Origin of the sequence: Kangiella sediminilitoris, from assembly GCF_001708405.1 — a bacterium.
GTDB lineage: Bacteria > Pseudomonadota > Gammaproteobacteria > Enterobacterales > Kangiellaceae > Kangiella > Kangiella sediminilitoris.
The window spans coordinates 72,788-96,265 of sequence record NZ_CP012418.1 but is presented as its reverse complement, the minus strand read 5'-3'; the positions used below and the strand labels follow the sequence as shown (position 1 = coordinate 96,265).

The window sequence follows — 23,478 nt, the reverse complement described above, 5'->3', positions numbered from 1 at the left end:
ACATCACTGATGAGCAAAAAGGATAAAGAAATCATAGATGCTGAAAACTCCAAAGATGAAACCTCGTCGGAGCCCCAGCAACCTGAAACTGATACAGAGAATAATCCTACTGTTGAAGAGACAGCGGCAGATTCGGCTTTTGAGGAAAACTCCGAAGATCCTGGCAGCATCGATGACGCCGAAAAAGACAAAGCTAAATCTAGTTCTGGTCTTAAGTTCGTTAAATTGTTTATTTTTCTCGTCGTACTTGCTGCGATAGCATACGCCGTCTATTTTGGCTGGGAAAAATGGCAGGATTATCAGACGCAGACTCACAAAGCCGATCAGGTCGACTTGATCCAGCAGCAATTAAAACAGCAACAGCAATCGTTTGAAAGTGCTTTACAGCAGCAAAAGAATCAAATGCAGGCATTACAAAGCAACCTATCTCAAAGCCAAGCCCGCATTAGTCAGCTACAGCAACAATTAAGCTCTACCCAGAGCAAAATTCAGGCATTAAGCTCTAATAAACAACAAGACTGGCTATTTAACGAAGCTCAATATCTGCTCAGAGAAGCCTCCAATAAACTCAGCTTCACTAATGATGCTGCTTCCATTATTTCTCTGCTACAGGCCGCTGATAGCGTTCTATCACAAATTAATGATGGCTCATTAACTGACTTACGTCAGGCCATCAGTCGCGATATCAATGCTGTCAGATCAAGCGGCAATCTAGACATTGAAGGGGTAGCTATTGCTATTGAAACTCTCAAGTCAGACCTTTTACAATTAGAATTAGCCAGCATTCAGTTACAATCTAATGAACCGCAGGCCGATACAGCTGTAGCTGAAACTGACATATCCAGCTGGCAACACTTCAAGAACTCTATTTCTAAGGCAGCCAGTAAATATTATACGGTTCACCATTTTGAAGAGTCAGTTCGCCCCTTCATAAGTCCTGAGCGTGATCGACTGTTGCGAGAGAATATTGCTCTTAACCTGCAAACTGCTCAGCTGGCTGCTTTACAAAATAACCAGTCTCTCTACTTAGCTAATCTGCAACAGGTAAACGTTTGGGTTGCAGAATACTTTAAACAAAAATCTTCTACTACCAGCGCTTTCATCCAACAGCTTGAAGAACTGCTGGAGCAATCCGTTGAACTTAATTTACCGTCGCAACTTCAGTCCTATAAGCTGATAAGTGAGTTATCAAAGCAGAAGGTAGACCAGTGGCTTGAAGAATCTGAAACAGCGAACGAGGAGTCAACCCAGGAGACCAGCACAACCGAAGAGGAGCCTTCAGCATGAAATTGAAATGGGTTATTCTCATCGCGTTGTTTGGTGGCCTCATCATTGGCCCACTGATCAGCAATGTTCCCGGTTCAACCTATATTGTATTCGACAAAACTGCCATAGAATTTCAGAATAACGCAGCAATTGGTTTATTGCTATTGGCCTTACTGGCACTGTGGATGCTGTGGTTACTGTTAAGATATATTCTTAGGACCAGCAATTGGACGGTAGGTTGGTTTGGCGATCGAAATTTGAGGAAAGCCCGCCAACAGACCATTGACGGCATGATCGCTCTGGCTGAAGGTCACTGGAAAACGGCAGAGTCACTCCTGATCAAGGGTGCAAAATTTCGTGATACCAAGCTAATTAACTACCTTGCAGCAGCTCGCGCAGCACAGGAACAAGAAGACGATAAAAACCGCGACACCTACCTTCAGGCAGCCGCTAAAGCAGAACCCAACGCGCACATTGCTATTGGTCTGACTCAGGCACAACTTCAGATCCAGCATCGCCAGTATGAACAGGCTCTGGCTACGTTGACGCACTTACGTGAAATGTCTCCGCACCACCCCTACGTACTGAAGCTTCTCAACCAGCTCTTTACTAGACTGGCTGACTGGGAGCAAGTTATTCAGTTAATTCCAAAACTGCGTAAATACCGCGTGTTTAATCCAAAACGAATTGACCATATCGAAACCAATGCATGGTCAGAATATCTTCGACTGCTGGCACACAAAGAAGGGCTCCCAGCGGTTAACGATACTTGGCTGAAGCTCTCCAAATCATTGCGCAGCCAGCCACCAATTCAGCTGGCTTATGCTGAAGTCTTAGCTGAACAGCAACAATATGATCAGCTTGAACTACATATCAAAGATGCTATAAAGCAAGAATGGCAAGAGCCACTGGCTCAGCTTTACGGTGATATTCAAAGCCAGCAACCGTCACGCACACTATCCACTGCTGAGTCATGGTTAAAGCATAAACCTAATAACACAACTCTGTTGACTACTCTTGGCAAGCTCTCACTGCAGGCAAAACTATGGGGTAAAGCGAAGAACTATCTTGAGAAAAGTATTGAGCTCCGCTCATCGGCTGAAGCACATTACTATCTAGGTCAGGCCTATGCAGCCCTTGGTCACCCAATTCAGGAACAAGAAGAATATCAGCGAGGACTTACTAGCTTGATAAAGCCTCAGAACCAACAATTCCTGCCTGAGGTAGAAACGAGCGATAACATCTAGAGTTCTTTAATCTTGATAATCTGAGCCGGAGAAATTTCTTTTTCCGGCTTATCGTCACCGCTCTCATCGTTACTGATTTTTTCCTTGAAGTCGCACTCGATGCATTCACGCACAAAGATCTCGTCTTCGTAATAACATACAGTTGTATCCATTTTGTTGCATTGTGGGCACTTAGCTCCCGCAACAAAACGTTTAGGTGTAGATTTCTGAGTCATTGAATTTACTGACCGATTGCTATAAGGTGCTTTTTCGACCGTACTTTTAACAGTAACTTCGACGATCGCTCTGGCGCTCAGTCTAACATAAATAAAACAATCTATGAGCTGGTTAAGTATTCTTCCCCCTGTCGTGGCGATCATTTTTGCCATCTGGAAACGCGAAGTCACCATCGCGTTACTGTTAGCTATTTTCACAGCATCTCTGATCCTAATGAATGGCAATCCGATATATGCCTTTACTGATACGGTTGATAGAATCATTGCTGTATTCTCCAGCGCCTACAATACCCGCATCTTATTGTTCAGTTTGCTTATTGGAGCATTAATCCAACTGATTAAAACCTCTGGGGGCGTTACTGCATTTGTGAACTGGCTGACCCACCGTAGTCTGGTCGACAACCAAAGAAAAGCGGGCATGCTGCCCACAATTCTTGGCAGTTCTATTTTTATTGATACCAACATGAGTGTGCTAACTGCTGGCTTATCGTCTCAGGCACTATTCGATAAATTTAAAATGAGTCGAGTAAGACTGGCTTATATCATTGACTCTACCTGTGCTCCGATTAGCGTCTTGATATTGCTTAATGGATGGGGCGCCGCCATATTAGGACACGTCGAGAAAACAGGTATTCAGGATCCAACATCCGTTATGATTGGCAGCATCGGCCTCAATTTCTATGCCATTGTGACGTTGCTTATCGTTTTCTACACCGTCTTCAGTACCAGAGTATACGGTCCGATGAAAAGCATGGAGCGTGATATAGAGCCTCAGGAAATAGAAAGCACGTTGCCTCAGGCAACCAAAAAACGGTACATGCTGGCACCGCTAATTTTCATGGTTGTCAGTATTTTAGTATTTATGTTTATTACTGGTGACGGTGACTTGCGACAGGGCTCTGGCTCAGAATCGGTTCTATGGTCGGTCATACTGTCCACCATATTGGCCTTTTTGCTACTTCGATACGACGGTAAACATTCCACCAAATCTTTGATGGCCGAATCCTTCAAAGGTCTGGGCAACTTATTACCCTTGGTTACTTTGGTACTATTAGCTTTTGCTTTATCCTCAGCTATGGGTGATTTGGAAACTGGCCCCTTTGTCGCACAGGCAGTTGGTGACTTTATTCCATTGTGGTTAATTCCCGCATTAATTTTTGTCTTAGCAGGCTTTATTTCTTTTACCACAGGAACCTCATGGGGCACCTTTGGAATTTTAATTCCGATCGCTGTACCACTGGCTCTGGCTCTTGGAATTTCTCCAAGTCTGGTGCTGGGTGCGGTACTCGGCGGTGCCGTTTTTGGTGACCATGCCTCACCGATTTCTGATACTACCGTGATTTCATCTCTGGCTGCGGGTTGTGACTTATTGGATCATGTCAAAACGCAGCTTCCCTACGCTTTAACTGCTGGTGGTATTAGTATCGTGTTATATATTATTTTCGGATTAATACAGTAAGACGTTAAACTATCAATATGAGTAAACCCTTTCGCTACGGGGTAGTTGGAAACCCTATCTCACACAGCATGTCACCGCGGCTACATCAGCAATTCGCGCGGCAGTTCGGTATTGATATTGTCTACTCAAAATATTGTCCGAGTACAAAAGGCTTCAGCCGTGTTCTTAATGACTTCTTTCAATCTGGAGGCAAGGGCCTCAACGTCACCGCACCTTTTAAACGTGACGCTTTAGAGTACGCCGATCTGATAACCGATCGCGCCAAAGACTCCAATAGTGTGAATACTTTAGTTTTTACACCTGAAGGTATTCTCGGTGATAGTACCGATGGCATGGGCTTTTTGCGTGACCTGTACCACAAGCAAAAGAATTTCAGCATCGACTTTGCTCACAAACGTGCAGTCCTTCTAGGCGCTGGTGGCGTTGCTCGCTGTATTGCCCAGGCGTTATTACTCGACGGTTTCGAGGTGTATCTCATTAACCGTACACAATCAAAAGCTGAACAGCTGGCCAAAGACTTATCTCATCTCGGCACGATTCAGCTGTATGATAAATCCATAGCCATGGATCTTATTGTCAATTCCGTCAGCTTTAACGCCGACAAGTTTCTTCAACAAATAACCTTTGCCCCAGATGCCGTTGCTTACGACCTGAACTACGGAGATAAAGCAGGACAGTTCCTAACTGCAGCCAAAGGGTTCACCTCCCACCAGTTCGATGGTCTGGGCATGTTAATTGAACAAGGAGCCGAATCATTTGGCTTATGGACAGGGAAGTATCCGGACACGTCAACTATAAACCTAAAAAAATAATTTCCTTAATGACAAAAATTGAACTAGAGACTATCGCCAATGATTTTATACAGTGTCATCTACAAGCATTTGATGGAGACATTGACGAACTTTCTCGAGTTATAGAAACTTCACCATTTGCTTGGGCAGATGATTTAATCTTATCAATCACAATTAGTGAGCCGGAAAAACTATGGGATATCATTCTAGCTATTCTTGCTAAGGACCCACCAATGACAGTACTTTCAGTTTTGGCTGCTGGTCCCCTTGAAGATTACTTAGCAACCAATATTGAGGCTTTTATTTCTAAGGTTGAAACTCAAGCTAAGAAAGATCCTAAATTTGCTTTTTTACTTGGCGGGGTCTGGAAGAATGCTATGACTGATGAAACTTTGGCCCGTGTTCAAAAAGTTTGGAGTCGTTCAGGTTGGGATGGTACTCATGAATAGTAATCAAATTAATGAACGCAATGTAAAACAATATCTCTTCAGGCACTACCAAGTTTCCCCCTAAAGTTAGCCGAGTAAAAGCAAGTTATAGCGTAAATTGGGCAGGATAGCCCAATTTAGTCAAAACGAGATAGGACGTCGAGTTTGACGACGCGTAAGTAACTTACTTGAACGAGGGAAGCCCAGAGGGCCTAACGTCTGGGGGTGTCTTTTCTTTTCACCCTTTTCTTTGGACAAGCAAAGAAAAGGGTATAACTTTCTACTTGTGGTTAAAACAATGAATTGCCGACGATCAGGAGCTAGTAAGGCTCGAAACAATTGGCGGATGATGAATCATCTGCACCCGATTCCCATCCGGATCGAGACAGTAGAAGCTGGTCGCGCCATCGCGGTGACGGCGGGGCTCCGTTAGCATCTTTACACCATGGTGCTTCAAAAACTCATACCATTCATCCACTTCTTCAGCCGTATTCATGATAAAACCAAGGTGATCAAGCTTCTGCCCCCCTGACGTATCCAGCTCTGGCTGCTTACGATGGAGCGCCAGATTATCATGACCCTTAGAAGTTAAATAGACGTTATCTTCATCAGGTCGCCACTCGACGTCCATCCCAAGCAAATCGACGTAAAAGTGCTCAACAGCCTCTAAGTTGTCGACAAAAAGCGCCAAATGGCGCATACCCAGGTGTTGCGATGGCCTTCTCATGAAACTTTCTCCTTATACGGGAACTATATCGAAACTGGTCTTAACCGGCATACTGGGATCCAGCGAGTGCATGACCGAACAATATTTTTCTACTGACAGGTCTACCGCTTTTTTCACCTGCTTGGTTGATAATTCTTTGCCTCGCACTACAAAATGTAGCTTTAATGCTGTAAAGCGTCTTGGTGGCTCGTCCGCACGCTCAGATTCCACTTCACAGTGACAGCCTGTAATATTTTGTCTGGCTTTTTGTAGAATCATAACTACGTCTACCGAAGAGCAGGCACCGATAGACATCAATAAATTCTCCATTGGAGAGACATAGTCGCCCTCCCCGCCGAACATAACATTTTGTCTTTTGCTATTTTTACCAATAAAATTAAGGTCATTGACCCAGTCGACAGTTACTTTCATAATGATTTGTGACTCAGTTAAAGCTTTTAGAGGCTATATAGTGCCACAACAAATTTGATTTTAAAGAGGCACGGCACTAAGATTTCATGCTATATTTTGAATGATTACAAGAAAATAGGAAATACGTATGGCGTTACCTTATCATCTGGCACAAGACGAGACCATTCAGTGGTTCCTGAACCATTGTCAAAGGCGCCGTTTTCCAACCAAAAGTACATTAATTTACGCAGGCGATTCATCCAACACTTTATATTTCTTGCTGGAGGGTTCTGTAACCGTCCTTATTGAAGACGATGAAGGCCGCGAACTGGTACTTGCTTATCTTAATCCTGGCGACTTCTTTGGTGAGATGGGTTTATTTACCGATGAACACGATCGTACGGCATGGGTACGTACTAAAACCGAGTGTGAAGTAGCGGAAATAAGCTATGACAAATTCCGTCAGCTAACCAAAGAAAATCCGGATGTTTTATTTAAGCTAGCAACTCAGTTAGCAACTCGCTTGCAAAAAACCAGCCGTAAAGTTGGCGATCTGGCCTTCCTCGACGTCACAGGCCGTGTAGCTCACGCGCTTTTAGAGCTGGCGAAGGAGCCTGACGCGATGACACACCCAGACGGGATGCAGATTAAAGTGACTCGTCAGGAACTAAGCCGTATTGTTGGTTGCTCTCGTGAAATGGTTGGCCGTGTATTAAAGGCCCTTGAAGAACAGGACCATATTCACGTGAAGGGTAAAACTATGGTTATCTACGGTGCTAGATAACTGTCGACTAGATTAATCGTTGCAACTAAATCTTAGGCCCTGCAAACGCAGGGCTTTTTTTTATTGCGGTTTATTTTCTTCGATGAAGTTTTTCAGCAGCTGATGGCCTTTTTCACTCAAGATTGACTCAGGATGAAACTGCACTCCTTCAAGCTTTAGGGTTTTATGTTTAATACCCATGACATACTCAAGTTCACCTTCTTCATCCTCAGTCCATGCTGTGACTTCAAACTCTTCAGGTAAGGTGGGCGTATCGACCACCAGCGAATGATATCGAGTCGCCTCCAGAGGATTTGGAAGACCTTTGAACACTCCTTTGTTCTCATGGTAAATCGGCGACGTCTTACCATGCATCACCTGTTTGGCCTGAATTATCTTTCCGCCAAAAACCTGCGCCATGGCCTGATGCCCAAGACACACTCCCAAAATCGGATAGTCCGAAGCTAGCTCTTCGATGATTTTAAGCGATATACCCGACTCATTGGGTGTGCAGGGTCCGGGTGAAATAACGATATAATGAGGCTTCAGCTCTTTTACTTCCTCAATGCTTAACTCATCATTACGTTTTACCATCACGTCCAGTCCAAGCTGACCAAAGTACTGTACCAGGTTGTAAGTGAATGAATCGTAATTATCCACCATCAATAATTTTTTTCTCTGTTGCGGTGGTGTTATCCAGATACTGGCAATACCAAACACCACACTCAGTAGTAGCATCACCACTAAACCGGTGTGGTTACTGATAAAGCCAGTTTCACCTTCATAAATATCTTTTTTTGAACAGAAGTCATCATCGTAATGATAGCTTCCACCTGCTTGCAGACATTGCTCTATCGCGGTTTGGTCATTAATGTAATGAATAAATGTTGTTAGAACCATTAAGACGGCGAATATCCACCATACTTTACGCATAGACTTCTTGCTCCGCATTTATCAATGGAATGAGTTGCGACAGGTTATCAACAACCTTATGAGGCACTTGCTGAGGACGGATATCGATATCAGTCATGGCATAACCGTAACTGACTCCAATAAACGGCATCTTCGCTCTTTCTGCTGCATCGGCATCTTTACTCGAGTCACCGACCATCCAGCACTCTGCCGGGTCTACCTGGTGATGACGACAAACGTGCAGAAGCGGCTCTGGCTCCGGTTTCTTCAAGGTTAAACTATCCCCACCAAGTACTCGATCAAAATAGTGTTCAATTTGCAGATGCTGCAGAATTGGAGGGATCAGTTCATGAGGTTTGTTACTGACGACGGCCATTGCTATCTGCTGTTGGTAGAGGTGTTCTAAGAAACTCTCCACTCCGTCAAATATATTACTGCTATCGGCAGGTACAGCTCGGTAGTGCTCCATGAATAGCTCGTAGGCTGGGGCAAAGCGTTCCGACTGATTGAAAAAGCTAAGCGCTTTTTCAACAAAGATTTGGGCCCCTCCGCCAATCCATTGCTTTATCTGTGGTAGCGATTGCTCGGGTAACTCCAGGCCAGCGAAGGTACGGTTAGCCGCCAAAGCAATATCAGCGGCACTGTCAACCAGTGTGCCATCCAGATCGAAGATGACTAGTTTTGGTTTGGGCAATCCGCTCATTTATTGAGCATACCCTTTCTCAGCGTTGGCTTTCATTTCAGTGATGGTTTTCTGATAATCTTCAGCATTAAAAATAGCTGATCCAGCAACAAAGGTATCTACACCGCAAGCTGCAATTTCTTTGATATTATCAACCTTTACACCACCATCAATTTCCAGACGAATGTCACGGCCTGTTTGATCGATAAGCTCTCTTACCTGCTGGCATTTTAATAAAGTCGACGGAATAAAGCTTTGTCCACCGAAGCCTGGATTCACCGACATCAATAAGACTAAATCCACTTTATCAATAATATACTCAAGAACGCTCACGGGAGTAGCTGGGTTTAAAACAACACCGGCTTTACAGCCATGTTCTTTAATAAGGGCTATCGTCCTATCAACATGCTTAGAGGCTTCTGGATGAAAACTAATATAGGTTGCACCAGCCTTAGCAAAATCTGGGATTATGCGATCGACAGGCTCAACCATTAAATGGACATCGATAGGAGCCTCGATACCGTAATCACGAAGAGCTTTACATACCATAGGACCAATGGTCAGGTTTGGAACATAGTGATTATCCATCACATCGAAGTGAATCCAGTCAGCTCCAGACTTTAGGATATTAGCGACTTCCTCACCCAAACGTGCAAAGTCAGCGGATAGGATGGACGGTGCGATTACTGTTTTCTGCATAATTCATTGAAAGTGGTTTTTTCAGCTATTTTACAGAAACTTTACCGCGACTTCTATGTAAGCGGCATAGCCATGGCCTTCCATGGCCGACTTGCCGCTTATCTATAGACTAAGACTACTGAGGATTTTATGCAGCTTTTTCCTGTTCTTGATTAATGGCCACCAGAACAGCATCCCACAAACTCGAACGCAGCTTTAAGCTTTCCTCTGCGACAGAAGCCGCTTTCTGCCACTTTTGCTGATCATCACCGCATAATGCCTGTAAACATTTTTCAGCCAAAGGACCATGCTCATCACCATCCAGTTCAATGTGACGTTCTAAATAATAAATTAGCGTTGGACAGTCTACCTGCTCTGTAGACATGACATCTTTAATCGCAGTAAACATTTCCGGAATAAGCTTTTCACGACCATATAAAAAAGCCGAAGCGACTTCCTCGTCTGTACCATCTCTGGCAATGCGTAGGTTATAGTCGACAAATTCTCTTGCACCCTCAGGAATCAAACTCAGATCCTGTGTTTCGATGAATCGTTCAACCTGGCTGGTATCCGCACCAACTTCTTTCATCGCTTTAATGTACAAAGAGTAGTGACTGATGGCATTACCTTCCGGATCCAAGTCGCTCTCTTCCCCAATAACGATTTCATTTATAAAACGAACAACTTCCGCATCCTGTTTCGACTCAACCCATGGAATATCAACACAAGTTAGGCGTTGCTGCAGTGATTTCAATAGTGTCATGAAGTCCCAAACCGCATAAATATGGTACTCCATAAATGTTTTCACACTTTTTGCACTATTTAATGCCTGATACGTTTCATGGTGGGACAGCTTATAGTTCAAATCAGCTAATTTTTCTTTCAACATGGTGGCTCCTCACAAAATTATTTTTATGCATCTTCTTAAAGTCTTGATGCGTATTTGACTTAATATTATTCCTTGAACAATTTTTAAAATGTTCTCTTTCTACTAATCACAGCACCTGCTAAAAATCCACAATATCCAGAGTCTTTTTTATTTTTTTTATGACCTAGTTATCATTAAAATTTGATATTCATTTAATTCTGCAAATATGAATTGATGTCAATGCAATGCTGCATAATGCAAAAACGCATTATTTTCTTATTTTTTAATAAGTTATAATCATTGAAAAGAATAAGATTTTCGTGTCTACTTAGGGTGGACTAAGACTGAAATAACATTTGCTGAGGAAAACTACGATGGGGTTTATTAAAGATTTTTTTACCAAAAGACCCAAGGTCGAGGAGCAACCAATTACGCCTCCAAGACCAACGCCAAGTGTCGCACCAAAAAACAAAAAAGGAATTCAATTTGATCCTGGATTAGTTGATAACCTGAAAAATGATCACAGCCACCTGGTAACACTTTTTGGGCAGATTTGGGAACATGGCTTTGAGGCTAATAACCCAAAAAAACTGTCTTCTTTAATCATGCAGTTTAAGCGTGATTTTCAAGCGCATTTATTAAAAGAAAACGTAAAATTTTACGTATATCTGGAGCAGAACTTATCGAATGATAGTACATCAATGCAATTGGTTCGTGACTTCAGAACTGAAATGAATGATATCGCTAATGCGGTAGTTAAGTTCTGTAAGAAGTATTCTGAGCCGCTGCCAATGGCACAGCTTAATACTCATTTTCCAGACGACTATCAGACAGTTGGTGAAGTTTTAACTCACCGCGTCTCGTTGGAAGAAAACGAACTCTATACTTTGTATCAACCATAGTTTGTTTGACTGTACTGTTTCACTGAGAGGGATTTCAGTGTGCAGTTTGAATTGACTTCAACCGCTCCAATAAAATCCCAATCACCAATGCCATCACGCTCAGAGTGATGTCTGGTTGCTTGCCAACCAGGAACAGCTGTACAAGCGTAATACCGATGGCTAAGCACAGCAGGAATAGTCCAGAACTACGATAATTCCGCCACCATTTTGCTGTAAAGTAACCTATGGAAGATAATATTAAAGACTCTTCTATTAACTCGCTCAGGTTATACCAGGTTGATCCTTTCAGGAAATCATCAAAAGGTAGCCACTGGAAATTATTCATATGTTGCTGGAACGACAGTGGATAAATTGTGTTCCATAATAAGAGCAGCGTGCTGCTAATGGCCAACATTGGAATCATCCATCGCTGAGCCAGCAAATGATGCAATATTACCGCCAGCGGAATTGCAGTCACTTCACTCCAGCCCATTTGCGAGCGATACATCGCTAACTTTATGATGATTAAAAATATTGAGATTAAGACAATGAATCCAATGCGGAAGTCTTTACCCATCATCTCCTTGAGCAAATGGTAAAATACAAGCCACATCAATACGTATTGAAACCAGGCAAACAATGACCAAGTACTCTTCACGATAGTATCGAGACTCTGACCAAACTGCTGACTTTCAAAAACTGGCATATAGGGGAAAAACTGCCATCCAATCCATAAGAACAACACTAGGAATGCTGGTGATATAGCTAATCTTAAACCTGCTGGAATCATCCTCTTCATACGTTGACTATTGGTATAAGCTGCTAAGGCAATACCAATAAGAATTCCTACAGCATTTAGCAAAGCATCAGCAGCATGAGAGACTCTTGATGGTAAATAAAATTGAATAAACTGCAAACAGAAAGCAAAGATGATCCCCACTATCAGCATCACCGCAATTGAAAATAGCAGATGGCGCCTACGCTGCTGCTGAATGGAAAGAGCACCTAAAAAGCCATATGGGATAAACAGTAGTATATTAGCTATGACATCCGAGCGTATGGTTCGCTGCTCCCAGTTCATTAACCACTCGCCCAGATCGGCTGGTATTGGCCGAGAGAAGTCAAAATTAAACGGGTACAGGGAGCCGTATGCAATAAAGAATATAACGATGTACCACAATAATCTCATCAATGAGTCCCTTAGTCTCCATAGCCCGCCTTCGACAGGCCACAATTTTCTCTCGTTTAGCTGACGTTATAGGCGGAAACCGCTAAAATGTCAGCAATTATTATTTATTAACAATAACGGACAGCGAATGCTTTGTCAGTTTGACGATATTGTCTCAATCAGCAGCCAAGCCTTTATTGATAAGCTTGCCGTAGACGACAACAAACAACAACTGAATTATCAACAGCTAGAGCGCAGCATCTCTATTTTGGCTGACCGGCTTATAGCCCTTGGTCTAGCGCCTAATTCCCGAATTGGTATTTATTTACCCAAGCAAGTTGAGTCTGTTATTGCTTTATTTGCCGCTAGTCGCGCTGGGCTTGTTTTTGTTCCGATTAACCCGTTACTGAAAGCCCCTCAGGTCAGTTATATCGCTCAAGATTGTAATATTGAGCTCATAGTGACAAGTAGCCAACGTGCCAAGATCCTACAAAGCATTTATTCAGAATGCGAGGATTTACGTCACCTTTTACTGGTCGATGATTCGACAGAATTTGAACTCGCCCACCAACAGGCCCACTCATGGCAAGAGCTGATGACAGAAGCCGATATGGGTCACCAATCCCGGCGTCGGATTCTGACTGATCTGGCTGCTATATTGTATACGTCTGGCTCTACCGGGCAACCCAAGGGAGTCTGTCTTTCTCACCAGAACCTAATAGCTGGCGCTCAAAGTGTCAGCCAGTATCTTGAGAATACATCAGAAGATACCCTCCTTGCGGTTTTGCCACTTAGCTTCGACTACGGCCTAAGTCAAATCACTACGGCATTACTGGTTGGTGCCAAAGTGGTGTTGATGGAGTATCTGCTGCCCAGGGACGTTATTCGACAAGTTGAGAAACATTCGATTACCGGGCTTGCTGCAGTCCCACCTTTGTGGGTTCAGCTTTCCACTCTCGAATGGCCTCAGGCAGCTAAAGATAGCCTACGCTATATCACAAATAGTGGTGGTGCTATGCCAGAATCCACATTGCGTCAGTTACAGCAGGCACTACCTAATACCAAACCTTTTTTAATGTATGGACTTACTGAAGCTTTCCGTTCGACCTATCTAGATCCCGCCGAACTTGAAAGACGCCCCACCTCAATAGGTAAGGCCATTCCAAACGCAGATATACTTGTATTAAGGAAGGATGGCACCGAGTGTGGTATCGACGAGCCAGGCGAACTGGTTCATCGTGGCGTCCATGTTAGTCTAGGGTACTGGAATGCACCTGAAAAAACAGCCAAACGATTTAAGCCACTGTCCATAGGGAAGTATAGAGACGAAACCGCGGTTTGGTCTGGAGATACTGTAAAACGTGATAAAGATGGCTTTTTATACTTTATTGGTCGCCAGGACGATATGATAAAATGTTCTGGTTATAGAATAAGCCCGGCAGAGATCGAAGACGCACTATATGGTTTTGACGGCCTCCAGGAGGTTGCTGCTGTTGGGGTTAAAGATAAGCAACTCGGACAAGCAATACTGCTTGTAGTAAAAACAGCTTCCGACAATAAAGAAGAAACCGTTAAAGCAATTAAACGTTATTGTCAGCAGCAGTTGCCAAATTTTATGCAACCTAAATACATCGAGTTCGTGGATCATTTGCCTCGTAACCCTAATGGTAAGATTGATCGCCCGGCTCTACATAGACAATACCAATTTCTGGACAATGAGCAGCTCTAAGTCTGCCTGTCAGTAATATAATTGATTCAAGGTGGCCAAATTGACATCAAAACAACACGCAACAATGGATCAGTTTTCGAACAGAGGCGATGAGCTCCTGATTGCCGGTAAAACTGTCAATCAAGTGGTAACCTTAGCCGGTCAGACCCCCTGTTATGTCTATGATAAAGCTGTGATTCGCTCTAATGTGGAGCGTTTGCGTCATTTTTTCCCAAATATCAGCTTACACTATGCTATCAAGGCCAACCCATATCCACCTCTGGTCAGCTTTATGGCTGGAATGGTGGATGGTCTTGACGTTGCTTCCGGTAAAGAATTACAACTCGCTATCGCCACCGATATGCCCGTTCAAAAAATGAGCTTTGCTGGACCCGGCAAATCAGAAAGCGAAATTGCCATGGCCATAGTCAGTGGGATTACGCTTAATATCGAATCTAAAACAGAATTACATCGAATTACTGCCCTGGCTGAACGGCTGGGTATGAAAGCTCCCGTAGCTCTACGTCTCAATCCTGATTTTGAGTTGAAATCGTCAGGTATGAAAATGGGCGGTGGTGCTCAACAGTTTGGAATTGATGTCGAGCAACTTCCTGAAGTCATGACATTGTTGCAGAGCCCTCTCACTGAGCTGCAGGGACTGCACGTTTTCACCGGCTCACAAAATCTTCGGCCAGAGTCTATAATCAGCGCCCATGATAATATTTTTGCACTGGTATCTCGGCTGGTGGAAGAGTATCAGCTCGATCTACAACACCTTAACATTGGCGGTGGTTTTGGCATCCCATATTTCCCGGGTGACACACCGCTGGAACTCGATTCGATTTCCAGCAACTTAAAGGTTTTAAGACAAAAACACAGCGGCTGGCTCAAGGACTGTGAAATTATCCTTGAACTAGGTCGTTATCTGGTTGGTAATGCAGGTCTCTATCTATGTCAGGTTACTGATACCAAGGATTCACGGGGCAAGCGATTCCTGATTACCAATGGCGGTATGCATCATCATCTCGCAGCTTCAGGAAATTTCGGCCAAATTATTCGAAAAAATTACCCTCTTGCTGTCGCTACTAAAATGGAGCATACAGAGCAGGAGATCGTGGATGTGGTGGGTCCGCTATGCACTCCCCTGGATATCTTAGGTGCCAACATCACCCTGCCAAAAGCTGAAATTGGTGATATTATTGCCGTGTATCAGTCAGGTGCATATGGCTACAGCGCCAGTCCCCGAGATTTTTTGAGTCACCCTGAACCCGTTCAATTATTACTTTAATAGGTTGCGTTCACTTATGTCCTTATCTTCAGGTTTAAAGCATTTTTCCCTAGCCTTACTACGTTTACCGTTAAAGTTACTGGTGCGTGAGAAGCGTGCGCCTACCGATCCACAGGCCGAGTTTCATTTGTCATCTGATGATCATATTGTCTATGTGCTAAGAACACAGTCCATGACCTCAATAGAACTGCTACGCAGACAAGGCGTACAACTCGAGCTTCCTGTAGGTAAAGCAACTGATCAGAATCTATCCATACCAGCCAAAGGCAGTTGTTTATTTCTCAATAATCGCCCAAGTATTTTTCGCCGTCATAAAGAGAATGATGCTCACAAATCGAGCATAGTTAAATTACTCAAGGCACAGAAGGCTAACCCTGAAATAAATTACAAGCTTGTTCCAGTATCCGTTTATTGGGGTAGAAACCCGGGAAAAGAGAAATCTTTTCTGCGCTATTTTATTTCCAGTATTGAAGAGTCAGGCTATTTCGGCAAGTTCCTGATCTTGCTATTTTCAGGCCGTCAATGCCTCCTTCAGTACGGCCAACCAATTCAACTCAATTCACCTGATATTAATCTTGATCTTGAGCCTTTTAAAAATGCCCATAAAATCAGTCGTATCTTAAGAGTACATTTCAATCGTGCCTGGGTAGCTACGGTTGGCCCACGAACCGAAAATCGACGGGAACTAATCGATGGGATTGTTGCGGCTGATTCAGTACAGCAGGTCATTCAAAGAGAACAGTCTAAAGGCAAAAACAAACGCTCAGCTGCTGAGATGGAGAAAGAAGCCGGGAAATACGTTAAAGAAATCGCTGCTAACTTTAGTCCTCGCATGATTCGCTTTTTATCAGGATTGCTTACTCGAGTCTGGTATAAGATTTACGCGGGCATAGAAGTGAATAATCTGCGTCAGGTTCGTCAGATGGCCAAAGACCATGAAATTATTTATGTTCCCTGTCACCGAAGCCATGCCGACTATCTGTTACTGTCTTATCAGCTTTATCATGAAGGTTTAGCTCCACCCCATATTGCTGCCGGCATCAACCTTAACTTTTGGCCTGTCGGTTCCATTTTGCGTCGTGGAGGGGCCTTTTTTCTTCGCCGTAGCTTCCGTGGCAACCGATTATATACGGCAGTATTCAATGAATATCTCTATCGATTATTCAACAAAGGTATACCCGTAGAGTATTTTCAGGAAGGTGGCCGTAGCCGAACCGGTCGACTACTTTCACCCAAAACCGGTATGCTGGCAATGACTGTCCAAAGCTTGTTACGCGGTCTCAAAAAGCCAATTCTGTTTGTTCCGGTCTATATCGGTTATGAACGTATGTTTGAGGGAAAAAGTTACGTTGGAGAGCTGCGTGGTAAACGTAAGCAGAAAGAATCATTTGGTCAATTATTAGGTGTCCGTAAAGCTCTCAAACGCTTTTATGGCAAGGTCTATTTAAATTTTGGTGAACCCCTTAATCTTCAAGAGTTTCTGCAGCAACGCAATATTGACTGGCGCGATGCCTCTAATAATCAGGAAGAACGTCCCGAATGGATGTCGAACACGGTCGCCGAGCTCGGTGATGAGATCAATCGCCGTATCAACTCTGCTTCTAGCGTCAACAGTATCTGCCTGGTGAGTTTAAGCCTGTTGGCAACTCCAAGGCAGGCGATGGATAAAAACGAACTCATTTCTCACCTCGACATGCTGATCACTCTGGCCAAATCTGCGCCCTACAGTGATTACACTAACTTGCCGCAAAACAGTGGTCAGGAATTACTACAGACTGCACTCAAACTTGGTATGGTCCAGGAGTTTACTGATCCTGCTGGGGATGTTGTTTTCATTGAGGGTGATGAAGCGATTTTATCAACTTACTACAGTAATAACATTTTGCATATCTATGCACTACCGTCTTTAATCGCCGCCGTTTTCCAACGTCACGATCACGTCACTCGTGATGAAATTAAGGGATATGTCAAATTGATTTATCCATTCCTATACCAAGAACTTTACATTCGCTGGCACCGGGATGACGTCAGCCAACAGGTTGATAAAATTATTGAGAGCCTTATCTCTTTGGGATTGCTACAGGAAAAAGGTACCAAAATTCACTCTGCGACAGATGAAGACCCTAACTGGTCTCGCTTAATGACTTTGGCTCAGGCAATCCAGCCCGCATTACAGCGCTATGCCATAAGTTTAACCATGCTGCACAGCCTTCAGGATCACGAAACGTTGCGTCGAGCGGAGCTTGAGCAGGAAAGCCAGAAACTTGCCCAGCGAATAGCAGCACTCCATAGTATTAACGCACCTGAGTTTTTTGATAAAAACCTGTTCAAAAATCTGGCAAAAGTGCTCAAAGACGAGGGCTGGGTTCATCATAAAGAAGGATCAGGTATGAGGCCCACCCAGCAATGTGAAACGCTTTATTCAGCAGTGCTCAACTTGCTTAGTGTTCCTCTACAACAGGGGTTGCAAAAGGCCTCGCGCAGTTTACGTCAAAGTAAAATGTTAAGCCCTGAGCCAGTAGTGGAGGACAAGGCCGAGGAAAAAAGCTAAGCCAACATAATTATTATTCAAAAAGGCGTTGAAGCACTCCTGTTTATCCCGGTTGCGACAACGCCATATCTGTCTGGTAATGAGTAACACCGATGCCAACCACCCCAGGTAATAATAAAACGACAGCTCCAGCTGCTGACCTAGAAGTAACATTCCCAATATGAAAATGGACTGAATAAAGGTGATCAACATCAAATCCATGTCACCAAACAGTATTGCAGTAGATTTCAGCCCTAATTTCAGATCATCCTCTCTATCTACCATGCCATACAGCGTGTCATAGGCTAATACCCACAATAAAGTCGCGACATATATCAGCCAACTGATAATGGGTACGCTTCCCTGAATAGCGGCAAAGGCCATCGGGATACCCCAAGCGAAAGCCGCTCCCAAAACCACCTGAGGATAGTAGGTATAGCGCTTCATAAAAGGATAACTGGCAGCCAGTAATACCGCCACAACACTCAGGCTTATGGTTAGTAAGTTTAATGTAAGAACTAAAACTAAAGCTACCAGTACCAGCGCTCCGAACAAAGTTAACGCTTCATTTGGTGTTACTTGCTTTAGCGCCAAGGGTCTGGCCTGAGTACGCTCAACGTGTGCGTCAAAATTTCTGTCCGCATAATCGTTAATAATACAGCCGGCTGATCGCATCAGAAATACGCCCAGAACGAAAACCGTTAAGACCCACCAATTTGGCACACCTTCCGCTGCTATCCACAATGCCCATAACGTGGGCCAGAGTAGTAGCCAGGTCCCTATTGGTTTATCGAAACGCATTAGTTTCAGATAATACTTCCAGTTTTCTTTTTTTAATTCTATTTTCATGATTAGCTTCATGCTTTTATTTATCATATAGCGGTGAGTCTGGCAGGAAAACTTCAACTAATAACAGCTTGTTACTCTTCTTGTCATCATCCGTCTCACCACTCCCCCAAACAGAGCGTCTGGCCCACAGGTATTCTGACTTTTCATTTCCAGTTACCTGCAGTAACGCTTCTTCAAATAATTCATCACCTTGTTGTAACTGTCTTACTTCAAGCGACTGTCTGCGCAGTTCACTCGACGTGAAGAGAATACTACCCAGCGGCTTTTCGCCTAACTCCGTTAACAGCTCCTTGTTTGCAACTGGGACCACTGTGCGTGCATAAATCCAAGGCTGCGAGGGCCCGTATAGCGTCACTTCCCTGATTTGGCTTTGTGATCGCTTGGTTAAACCCAGCAGTTGCTGCTCGTTTTCAGTTGCGATATCCGTTGCTTCTTTTAACAATTCTAAGCGAACGGGATCAGCGTAGTGAGATAATTTTTGAGTTAATGAGCCAAACTCAGCAACCCACTCTGCGATATGATACGGTAATTGTTGTATAACAGAGTCATCGGCGCTACGCCAATAAGTAAAGTCCATAGCAAGACTCACGGTGAATGTTAAACTTATTGTACTGGATTCTATTTACAAACCCTAGTCGCGCATGACTTAATAGAGATATGGTTATTATTCATTCTGCACATACAAGGAGATAGTGATGGCTTTAACCGTTGTTGAAACCTACGCTGACACGATGCAGGCACATATCGCGAAAGGCCTGCTGGAAAGCCATGGTATTGAAGCGACTATTTTTCATGAAGGCTTCCACAACACCTATGGCGCTGCAGTAGGCGAGGTTCCGTTGATGGTCGATGAGGAAAATCTTATCAGAGCCAAAGAGATCCTCGGCAGTGAGCTGGATAATGATTCGATGGAGACTTTTTCAGCCTGAGTACGAGGCTTTGTTATTACCCGGACTCTACAGGATTGTTGAGCTTCCAAACTTCAAAACCACCATCCATGCTATACACTTCTTCAAAACCCTGAGCAGCGAAATATTGCGCCGCCGGCTGACTGCTGTGGCCATGATAGCAAACCACTATCAGCGGCTTTGTTTTATCAGTTTTCTCAATATAGTCCCCGGCATTCTGGTTATTAATATTTATAGCCTGAGGCATATGCCCTGCGGCAAAAGCCTGAGGATCACGAATATCAATCACGTTTATCGGCTTTTGTTGACTTAGCTTGTTTACTTCATCAATACTGATACGTTTATACATCATAAAGTCTGGCTCAAAATGCTTTTATTTTTGCGGTTAGTACGCCCAGTGCCCCACCTGCTACCAGGCCAATTAAATGCGCGGCATTAGCAATGCCTATCATGCCTGTGGAATTCAGTACAAACCCCAGTACCAGCCAGATCATCATAAACTGCATGATACCCGGGTGAAGTTCAACACGGAAGAAAGGATCAAACTTCCGGCGCATAAAGATAAAACCTAATAGACCGAATACCACACCTGACATTCCACCAAATATGTATCGGGGACTGACGTAGCCTTCCATCCATAGTTCGCCAAAATACTGGGCCATATTAGAGGCAATACCAATAACCATCACTAACCCCAGCAGATACCAGGGTCCTCGCTCTTTTTCAATGGAGCCACCCAGATCCCATAGCCACATCATATTAAACAACAGGTGGATTGGCAGAGAACCAATCATGAAGTGCAAAAAGATAGGTGTAATAAGACGATGTATCTGACCTTCTAGTATCAACTGCCAGTCAAACGTCAGGTAGCCTGTCAGCTGATTTGTCCCGGATAGAGTCAAGACTGAAACTACCACACTGATCCCAACTAAAACTTTAGTCATCCAACCTGCACGAGCTAAAAAGTCTTTCAACATAATTACTGCTTATCTCTTATCATCCGTATGTGTGGGATACCATCTTCCAGATAAGGTTCCGACACGCTATTAAAACCCAGCTGCTGATAAAAATTTTCCAGATAGGCCTGAGCACTAACCGTTATTGCTTGCTTGTGATGACGCTCAATATATTCCAGCGCTACTTCCATCATACGCCGAGCGATACTTTCACCACGCTCTGACTCTCTGACACAAACACGACCTATGGCCTGAACAGCTTCTTTCTCAATCGATGAGCTATATATTCGGGCGTAGCCCAATAGCGCCTTATTTGGCTCAGTAACCAGAAGATGCATGGCCTCTTCATCCTGCCCGTCCAAATCCTGGTAGGCACACTCCTGCTCTACTACAAATACTTCGGAGCGCAGTTGTAAAAGCTGGTAGAGCTCCTGTTTAGTTAACTCGTTCCAGCTTTTTATGATGAAAGATAACAAGGATTAGTCCCAGCTCAGTACCACTTTGCCCGACTGGCCACTGGCCATAGTCTCAAAGCCTTCTTCGAAGTCACTAACATCAAAGCGATGAGTAACGATCGGGCTCAAATCCAATCCTGACTGAAGCATGGCAATCATTTTGTACCAGGTTTCATACATCTCACGACCATAAATCCCTTTGATGACCAAACCCTTAAAGATTACCTGATTCCAGTCAATCGCCATATCGCTTGATGGAATTCCCAGCATCGCAATCTTACCGCCATGATTGATGGTATCCAGCATGGATTTAAAAGCAGGTGGAGCACCCGACATCTCAAGACCGACGTCGAATCCTTCCGTCATACCCAACTCATCCATTACATCCTGCAATTTTTCTTTGGTCACATTAACGGTACGCGTGGCGCCCATTTTCTTAGCCAGATCAAGACGGTAATCGTTCATGTCCGTGATCACCACATGACGCGCACCAACATGTTTCGCGATAGCCGCAGCCATGATACCGATAGGTCCAGCGCCGGTAATCAATACATCTTCACCAACCAGATCAAAAGACAGGGCTGTATGGGCAGCATTACCAAATGGGTCGAGAATCGAAGCGATATCGTCAGAAATGTCATCTGGAATCTTGTAGGCATTTTCAGCCGGTATCACCAGATACTCGCCAAAGGCACCCGGTCGATTAACGCCGACACCTACGGTATTGCGACAGAGGTGACGACGACCGGCACGACAGTTCCTACAATAGCCACAGGTAATATGACCTTCGCCTGACACGCGATCACCAACCTGAAAGCCTTTTACTTCCTGACCAACTTCTTCAATCACACCAACATACTCATGACCCACAGTCATCGGCACTGGAATAGTCTCCTGTGCCCATTCATCCCAGTGGTAAATGTGCATGTCTGTACCGCAGATAGCTGTCTTTTTTATCTTAATCAACACATCATTGTGCCCAAGCTCCGGCTTAGGATGATCGACCATCCAAATCCCTTTTTCCGCTTTAGCTTTACTCAATGTTTTCATAACTGTCTCTACTGTTATTGAATCACGCCAAGCTCTTTGCCCACTTTCTCAAAGGCGGCAATGGCGCGATCGATATGTTCAATGTCATGTGCTGCTGACATTTGCGTGCGAATTCTCGCCTTGCCTTTTGGTACTACAGGGAATGAGAAACCGATAACGTAAATACCTTCCTGTAGCATCATGTCAGCAAACTTACTGGCCAGACTGGCATCACCCAGCATCACCGGAATGATCGGATGTTCCCCTGGTACCAACTCGAAGCCTAATGCCGTCATTTTTTTGCGGAAGTACTCGCTGTTATGTCTAAGCTTTTGACGCAACTCACCACCGTTTTCCAACATATCAAGTACACGCAAACTGGCTGAAGCAATCACGGGTGCTAATGTATTGGAGAACAGATAGGGACGCGAACGTTGACGCAAAATCTCGACGATTTCTTTTCGCGCAGAAGTGTAGCCTCCTGATGCGCCACCCAGAGCCTTACCCAAAGTTCCTGTAATAATATCAACGCGGTTCATGACATCACAGTGTTCATGGGTGCCACGGCCTTTATCGCCAATAAAACCTACAGCATGGGAATCATCAACCATCACTAGTGCGTTATATTTATCGGCTAAATCACACACGCTTTTCAGATCGGCGATAATCCCATCCATTGAAAAGACACCATCGGTAACGATCAACTTATAACGCGCACCGTCGGCATCCGCCTGCTTCAATTTCTCTTCTAAATCCGCCATATCGTTGTTGTTATAGCGGTAGCGCATAGCTTTACATAGACGTACTCCATCAATAATCGACGCATGGTTAAGCGCGTCCGAAATGATCGCATCTTCTTTGGATAGAATTGTTTCGAACAAACCCGTATTAGCATCGAAGCATGAGGAGTAAAGGATGGTATCTTCCATGCCTAAAAAGTCGCTGATACGACCTTCCAGTTCCTTATGCACGTCCTGAGTACCACAGATAAAACGTACCGAAGCCATACCATAGCCTTGCTTATCCAATGCAGCTTTGCCCGCTTCGATCAACTCTGGGCTATTGGCTAAGCCTAAGTAGTTATTTGCACAGAAGTTAAGAACGTGTTCACCGGTTGTCACGTGGATATCCGCAGCCTGCTGCGAATCAATGACACGCTCACTCTTGTATAAACCCTCGGCTTTAATCTCTTCAACTTCACTTTGAAGGTGATTCAGGAAATCTTTATTCATGGAAAAACCCTTGTTTCATCATTACCAGCAGCGTTCTGCTATAAATTG

General features: G+C 44.1%; 26 protein-coding genes. 11 read left to right on the top strand and 15 right to left on the bottom strand.

Annotated elements, in window-relative coordinates; all coding sequences use genetic code 11:
- Positions 1–9: 9 nt before the first annotated feature.
- Positions 10–1,287 (top strand): uroporphyrinogen-III C-methyltransferase, encoded by a 1,278-nt coding sequence (locus KS2013_RS00500; protein WP_068988352.1) that lies wholly within the window; start codon positions 10–12, stop codon positions 1,285–1,287.
- The gene (locus KS2013_RS00495; protein ID WP_068988350.1) at positions 1,284–2,513 is read left to right on the top strand and encodes a heme biosynthesis protein HemY; all 1,230 of its coding nucleotides are present in this window, start codon (positions 1,284–1,286) and stop codon (positions 2,511–2,513) included. The genes KS2013_RS00500 and KS2013_RS00495 overlap by 4 nt, the downstream gene beginning before the upstream one ends.
- On the opposite strand, the gene KS2013_RS00490 is transcribed toward KS2013_RS00495, so the two are convergent.
- Positions 2,510–2,728 carry a YheV family putative zinc ribbon protein gene (locus KS2013_RS00490; protein WP_068994240.1) on the bottom strand — a complete coding sequence of 73 codons (219 nt, stop codon included), beginning with the start codon at positions 2,726–2,728 and terminating at the stop codon, positions 2,510–2,512. The two genes, KS2013_RS00495 and KS2013_RS00490, sit on opposite strands and share 4 nt — an antisense overlap.
- Positions 2,729–2,831: 103 nt before the next feature.
- Between KS2013_RS00490 and KS2013_RS00485 the strand changes: the two genes are divergently transcribed.
- From KS2013_RS00485 to KS2013_RS00475, 3 genes are read left to right on the top strand one after another with little or no spacing between them, the layout of a single operon-like run.
- Complete coding sequence (locus KS2013_RS00485) at positions 2,832–4,187, top strand: Na+/H+ antiporter NhaC family protein (RefSeq protein ID WP_068988349.1); 1,356 nt, start codon at positions 2,832–2,834, stop codon at positions 4,185–4,187.
- A 17-nt stretch (positions 4,188–4,204) separates the two neighbouring features.
- Positions 4,205–4,999, top strand: a complete 795-nt coding sequence (gene aroE, locus KS2013_RS00480; RefSeq protein WP_068988347.1) for a shikimate dehydrogenase — start codon at positions 4,205–4,207, stop codon at positions 4,997–4,999.
- An 8-nt stretch (positions 5,000–5,007) separates the two neighbouring features.
- Positions 5,008–5,427: a DUF6869 domain-containing protein gene (locus tag KS2013_RS00475; RefSeq protein WP_068988345.1), complete on the top strand. Its 420-nt coding sequence runs from the start codon at positions 5,008–5,010 to the stop codon at positions 5,425–5,427.
- 292 nt (positions 5,428–5,719) lie between these two features.
- On the opposite strand, the gene KS2013_RS00470 is transcribed toward KS2013_RS00475, so the two are convergent.
- Positions 5,720–6,133, bottom strand: a complete 414-nt coding sequence (locus KS2013_RS00470) for a VOC family protein (RefSeq protein WP_068988344.1) — start codon at positions 6,131–6,133, stop codon at positions 5,720–5,722.
- 12 nt (positions 6,134–6,145) lie between these two features.
- Positions 6,146–6,544, bottom strand: a complete 399-nt coding sequence (locus KS2013_RS00465) for an OsmC family protein (protein WP_068988342.1) — start codon at positions 6,542–6,544, stop codon at positions 6,146–6,148.
- A gap of 127 nt (positions 6,545–6,671) precedes the next feature.
- Between KS2013_RS00465 and crp the strand changes: the two genes are divergently transcribed.
- Entirely contained in the window at positions 6,672–7,307 is a 636-nt protein-coding gene (crp, locus tag KS2013_RS00460) for a cAMP-activated global transcriptional regulator CRP (RefSeq protein WP_068988340.1), read from the top strand.
- A gap of 60 nt (positions 7,308–7,367) precedes the next feature.
- On the opposite strand, the gene KS2013_RS00455 is transcribed toward crp, so the two are convergent.
- The 4 genes from KS2013_RS00455 to KS2013_RS00440 all read right to left on the bottom strand — a co-directional run bounded on the left by KS2013_RS00455 (position 7,368) and on the right by KS2013_RS00440 (position 10,447).
- Positions 7,368–7,949 (bottom strand): anthranilate synthase component II, encoded by a 582-nt coding sequence (locus tag KS2013_RS00455; protein ID WP_068994238.1) that lies wholly within the window; start codon positions 7,947–7,949, stop codon positions 7,368–7,370.
- Positions 7,950–8,211: 262 nt separating this feature from the next.
- Positions 8,212–8,901: a phosphoglycolate phosphatase gene (gph, locus tag KS2013_RS00450; RefSeq protein ID WP_068988339.1), complete on the bottom strand. Its 690-nt coding sequence runs from the start codon at positions 8,899–8,901 to the stop codon at positions 8,212–8,214.
- Positions 8,902–9,579, bottom strand: coding sequence for a ribulose-phosphate 3-epimerase (gene rpe, locus KS2013_RS00445; protein ID WP_068988337.1), 678 nt, complete (start codon positions 9,577–9,579; stop codon positions 8,902–8,904).
- 127 nt (positions 9,580–9,706) lie between these two features.
- Positions 9,707–10,447: a DUF3050 domain-containing protein gene (locus KS2013_RS00440; RefSeq protein ID WP_068988335.1), complete on the bottom strand. Its 741-nt coding sequence runs from the start codon at positions 10,445–10,447 to the stop codon at positions 9,707–9,709.
- A gap of 353 nt (positions 10,448–10,800) precedes the next feature.
- Here KS2013_RS00440 and KS2013_RS00435 point away from each other — a divergent pair, with 353 nt between their 5' ends.
- Complete coding sequence (locus KS2013_RS00435; protein ID WP_068988334.1) at positions 10,801–11,328, top strand: hemerythrin domain-containing protein; 528 nt, start codon at positions 10,801–10,803, stop codon at positions 11,326–11,328.
- 34 nt (positions 11,329–11,362) lie between these two features.
- Here the strand turns inward: KS2013_RS00435 and KS2013_RS00430 are convergent, their stop codons facing one another.
- The gene (locus KS2013_RS00430; RefSeq protein ID WP_068988332.1) at positions 11,363–12,496 is read right to left on the bottom strand and encodes a VanZ family protein; all 1,134 of its coding nucleotides are present in this window, start codon (positions 12,494–12,496) and stop codon (positions 11,363–11,365) included.
- 127 nt (positions 12,497–12,623) lie between these two features.
- On the opposite strand from KS2013_RS00430, the gene KS2013_RS00425 reads away from it, so the two are divergent.
- The 3 genes from KS2013_RS00425 to plsB all read left to right on the top strand — a co-directional run bounded on the left by KS2013_RS00425 (position 12,624) and on the right by plsB (position 18,022).
- Positions 12,624–14,204, top strand: coding sequence for an acyl-CoA ligase (AMP-forming), exosortase A system-associated (locus KS2013_RS00425; RefSeq protein WP_068988330.1), 1,581 nt, complete (start codon positions 12,624–12,626; stop codon positions 14,202–14,204).
- Positions 14,205–14,268: 64 nt separating this feature from the next.
- Positions 14,269–15,471, top strand: a complete 1,203-nt coding sequence (locus tag KS2013_RS00420) for a pyridoxal-dependent decarboxylase, exosortase A system-associated (protein WP_068988328.1) — start codon at positions 14,269–14,271, stop codon at positions 15,469–15,471.
- A 16-nt stretch (positions 15,472–15,487) separates the two neighbouring features.
- Positions 15,488–18,022: a glycerol-3-phosphate 1-O-acyltransferase PlsB gene (gene plsB, locus KS2013_RS00415; RefSeq protein WP_068988325.1), complete on the top strand. Its 2,535-nt coding sequence runs from the start codon at positions 15,488–15,490 to the stop codon at positions 18,020–18,022.
- Here the strand turns inward: plsB and ubiA are convergent.
- Positions 17,975–18,850: a 4-hydroxybenzoate octaprenyltransferase gene (gene ubiA, locus KS2013_RS00410; RefSeq protein ID WP_407656665.1), complete on the bottom strand. Its 876-nt coding sequence runs from the start codon at positions 18,848–18,850 to the stop codon at positions 17,975–17,977. The two genes, plsB and ubiA, sit on opposite strands and share 48 nt — an antisense overlap.
- 16 nt (positions 18,851–18,866) lie before the next feature.
- Complete coding sequence (locus tag KS2013_RS00405; RefSeq protein ID WP_068988319.1) at positions 18,867–19,427, bottom strand: chorismate--pyruvate lyase family protein; 561 nt, start codon at positions 19,425–19,427, stop codon at positions 18,867–18,869.
- Between the two features lie 118 nt (positions 19,428–19,545).
- Between KS2013_RS00405 and KS2013_RS00400 the strand changes: the two genes are divergently transcribed.
- Positions 19,546–19,779, top strand: coding sequence for a putative signal transducing protein (locus tag KS2013_RS00400; protein ID WP_068988317.1), 234 nt, complete (start codon positions 19,546–19,548; stop codon positions 19,777–19,779).
- Positions 19,780–19,795: 16 nt separating this feature from the next.
- Here the strand turns inward: KS2013_RS00400 and glpE are convergent, their stop codons facing one another.
- Genes glpE through KS2013_RS00375 form a run of 5 tightly spaced genes read right to left on the bottom strand, consistent with a single transcriptional unit; the run spans position 19,796 to position 23,430 of the window.
- Entirely contained in the window at positions 19,796–20,110 is a 315-nt protein-coding gene (gene glpE / locus KS2013_RS00395) for a thiosulfate sulfurtransferase GlpE (protein ID WP_211267772.1), read from the bottom strand.
- Positions 20,111–20,120: 10 nt separating this feature from the next.
- On the bottom strand, positions 20,121–20,735 hold the full coding sequence (locus KS2013_RS00390; RefSeq protein WP_068988315.1) for a rhomboid family intramembrane serine protease: 615 nt from the start codon (positions 20,733–20,735) through the stop codon (positions 20,121–20,123).
- 2 nt (positions 20,736–20,737) lie between these two features.
- On the bottom strand, positions 20,738–21,190 hold the full coding sequence (locus KS2013_RS00385) for a GNAT family N-acetyltransferase (protein ID WP_068988313.1): 453 nt from the start codon (positions 21,188–21,190) through the stop codon (positions 20,738–20,740).
- Between the two features lie 3 nt (positions 21,191–21,193).
- Complete coding sequence (gene tdh, locus KS2013_RS00380; protein ID WP_068988310.1) at positions 21,194–22,219, bottom strand: L-threonine 3-dehydrogenase; 1,026 nt, start codon at positions 22,217–22,219, stop codon at positions 21,194–21,196.
- Between the two features lie 14 nt (positions 22,220–22,233).
- Positions 22,234–23,430: a glycine C-acetyltransferase gene (locus tag KS2013_RS00375; protein ID WP_068988308.1), complete on the bottom strand. Its 1,197-nt coding sequence runs from the start codon at positions 23,428–23,430 to the stop codon at positions 22,234–22,236.
- Positions 23,431–23,478: the final 48 nt, after the last annotated feature.

Coding starts and splice junctions, on each gene's coding strand:
- KS2013_RS00500 (WP_068988352.1), top strand. CDS start 10: ATGAGCAAAAAGGATAAAGAAATCATAGATGCTGAAAACTCCAAAGAT.
- KS2013_RS00495 (WP_068988350.1), top strand. CDS start 1,284: ATGAAATTGAAATGGGTTATTCTCATCGCGTTGTTTGGTGGCCTCATC.
- KS2013_RS00490 (WP_068994240.1), bottom strand. CDS start 2,728: ATGACTCAGAAATCTACACCTAAACGTTTTGTTGCGGGAGCTAAGTGC.
- KS2013_RS00485 (WP_068988349.1), top strand. CDS start 2,832: ATGAGCTGGTTAAGTATTCTTCCCCCTGTCGTGGCGATCATTTTTGCC.
- aroE (WP_068988347.1), top strand. CDS start 4,205: ATGAGTAAACCCTTTCGCTACGGGGTAGTTGGAAACCCTATCTCACAC.
- KS2013_RS00475 (WP_068988345.1), top strand. CDS start 5,008: ATGACAAAAATTGAACTAGAGACTATCGCCAATGATTTTATACAGTGT.
- KS2013_RS00470 (WP_068988344.1), bottom strand. CDS start 6,133: ATGAGAAGGCCATCGCAACACCTGGGTATGCGCCATTTGGCGCTTTTT.
- KS2013_RS00465 (WP_068988342.1), bottom strand. CDS start 6,544: ATGAAAGTAACTGTCGACTGGGTCAATGACCTTAATTTTATTGGTAAA.
- crp (WP_068988340.1), top strand. CDS start 6,672: ATGGCGTTACCTTATCATCTGGCACAAGACGAGACCATTCAGTGGTTC.
- KS2013_RS00455 (WP_068994238.1), bottom strand. CDS start 7,949: ATGGTGGATAATTACGATTCATTCACTTACAACCTGGTACAGTACTTT.
- gph (WP_068988339.1), bottom strand. CDS start 8,901: ATGAGCGGATTGCCCAAACCAAAACTAGTCATCTTCGATCTGGATGGC.
- rpe (WP_068988337.1), bottom strand. CDS start 9,579: ATGCAGAAAACAGTAATCGCACCGTCCATCCTATCCGCTGACTTTGCA.
- KS2013_RS00440 (WP_068988335.1), bottom strand. CDS start 10,447: ATGTTGAAAGAAAAATTAGCTGATTTGAACTATAAGCTGTCCCACCAT.
- KS2013_RS00435 (WP_068988334.1), top strand. CDS start 10,801: ATGGGGTTTATTAAAGATTTTTTTACCAAAAGACCCAAGGTCGAGGAG.
- KS2013_RS00430 (WP_068988332.1), bottom strand. CDS start 12,496: ATGAGATTATTGTGGTACATCGTTATATTCTTTATTGCATACGGCTCC.
- KS2013_RS00425 (WP_068988330.1), top strand. CDS start 12,624: ATGCTTTGTCAGTTTGACGATATTGTCTCAATCAGCAGCCAAGCCTTT.
- KS2013_RS00420 (WP_068988328.1), top strand. CDS start 14,269: ATGGATCAGTTTTCGAACAGAGGCGATGAGCTCCTGATTGCCGGTAAA.
- plsB (WP_068988325.1), top strand. CDS start 15,488: ATGTCCTTATCTTCAGGTTTAAAGCATTTTTCCCTAGCCTTACTACGT.
- ubiA (WP_407656665.1), bottom strand. CDS start 18,850: ATGAAAATAGAATTAAAAAAAGAAAACTGGAAGTATTATCTGAAACTA.
- KS2013_RS00405 (WP_068988319.1), bottom strand. CDS start 19,427: ATGGACTTTACTTATTGGCGTAGCGCCGATGACTCTGTTATACAACAA.
- KS2013_RS00400 (WP_068988317.1), top strand. CDS start 19,546: ATGGCTTTAACCGTTGTTGAAACCTACGCTGACACGATGCAGGCACAT.
- glpE (WP_211267772.1), bottom strand. CDS start 20,110: ATGATGTATAAACGTATCAGTATTGATGAAGTAAACAAGCTAAGTCAA.
- KS2013_RS00390 (WP_068988315.1), bottom strand. CDS start 20,735: ATGTTGAAAGACTTTTTAGCTCGTGCAGGTTGGATGACTAAAGTTTTA.
- tdh (WP_068988310.1), bottom strand. CDS start 22,219: ATGAAAACATTGAGTAAAGCTAAAGCGGAAAAAGGGATTTGGATGGTC.
- KS2013_RS00375 (WP_068988308.1), bottom strand. CDS start 23,430: ATGAATAAAGATTTCCTGAATCACCTTCAAAGTGAAGTTGAAGAGATT.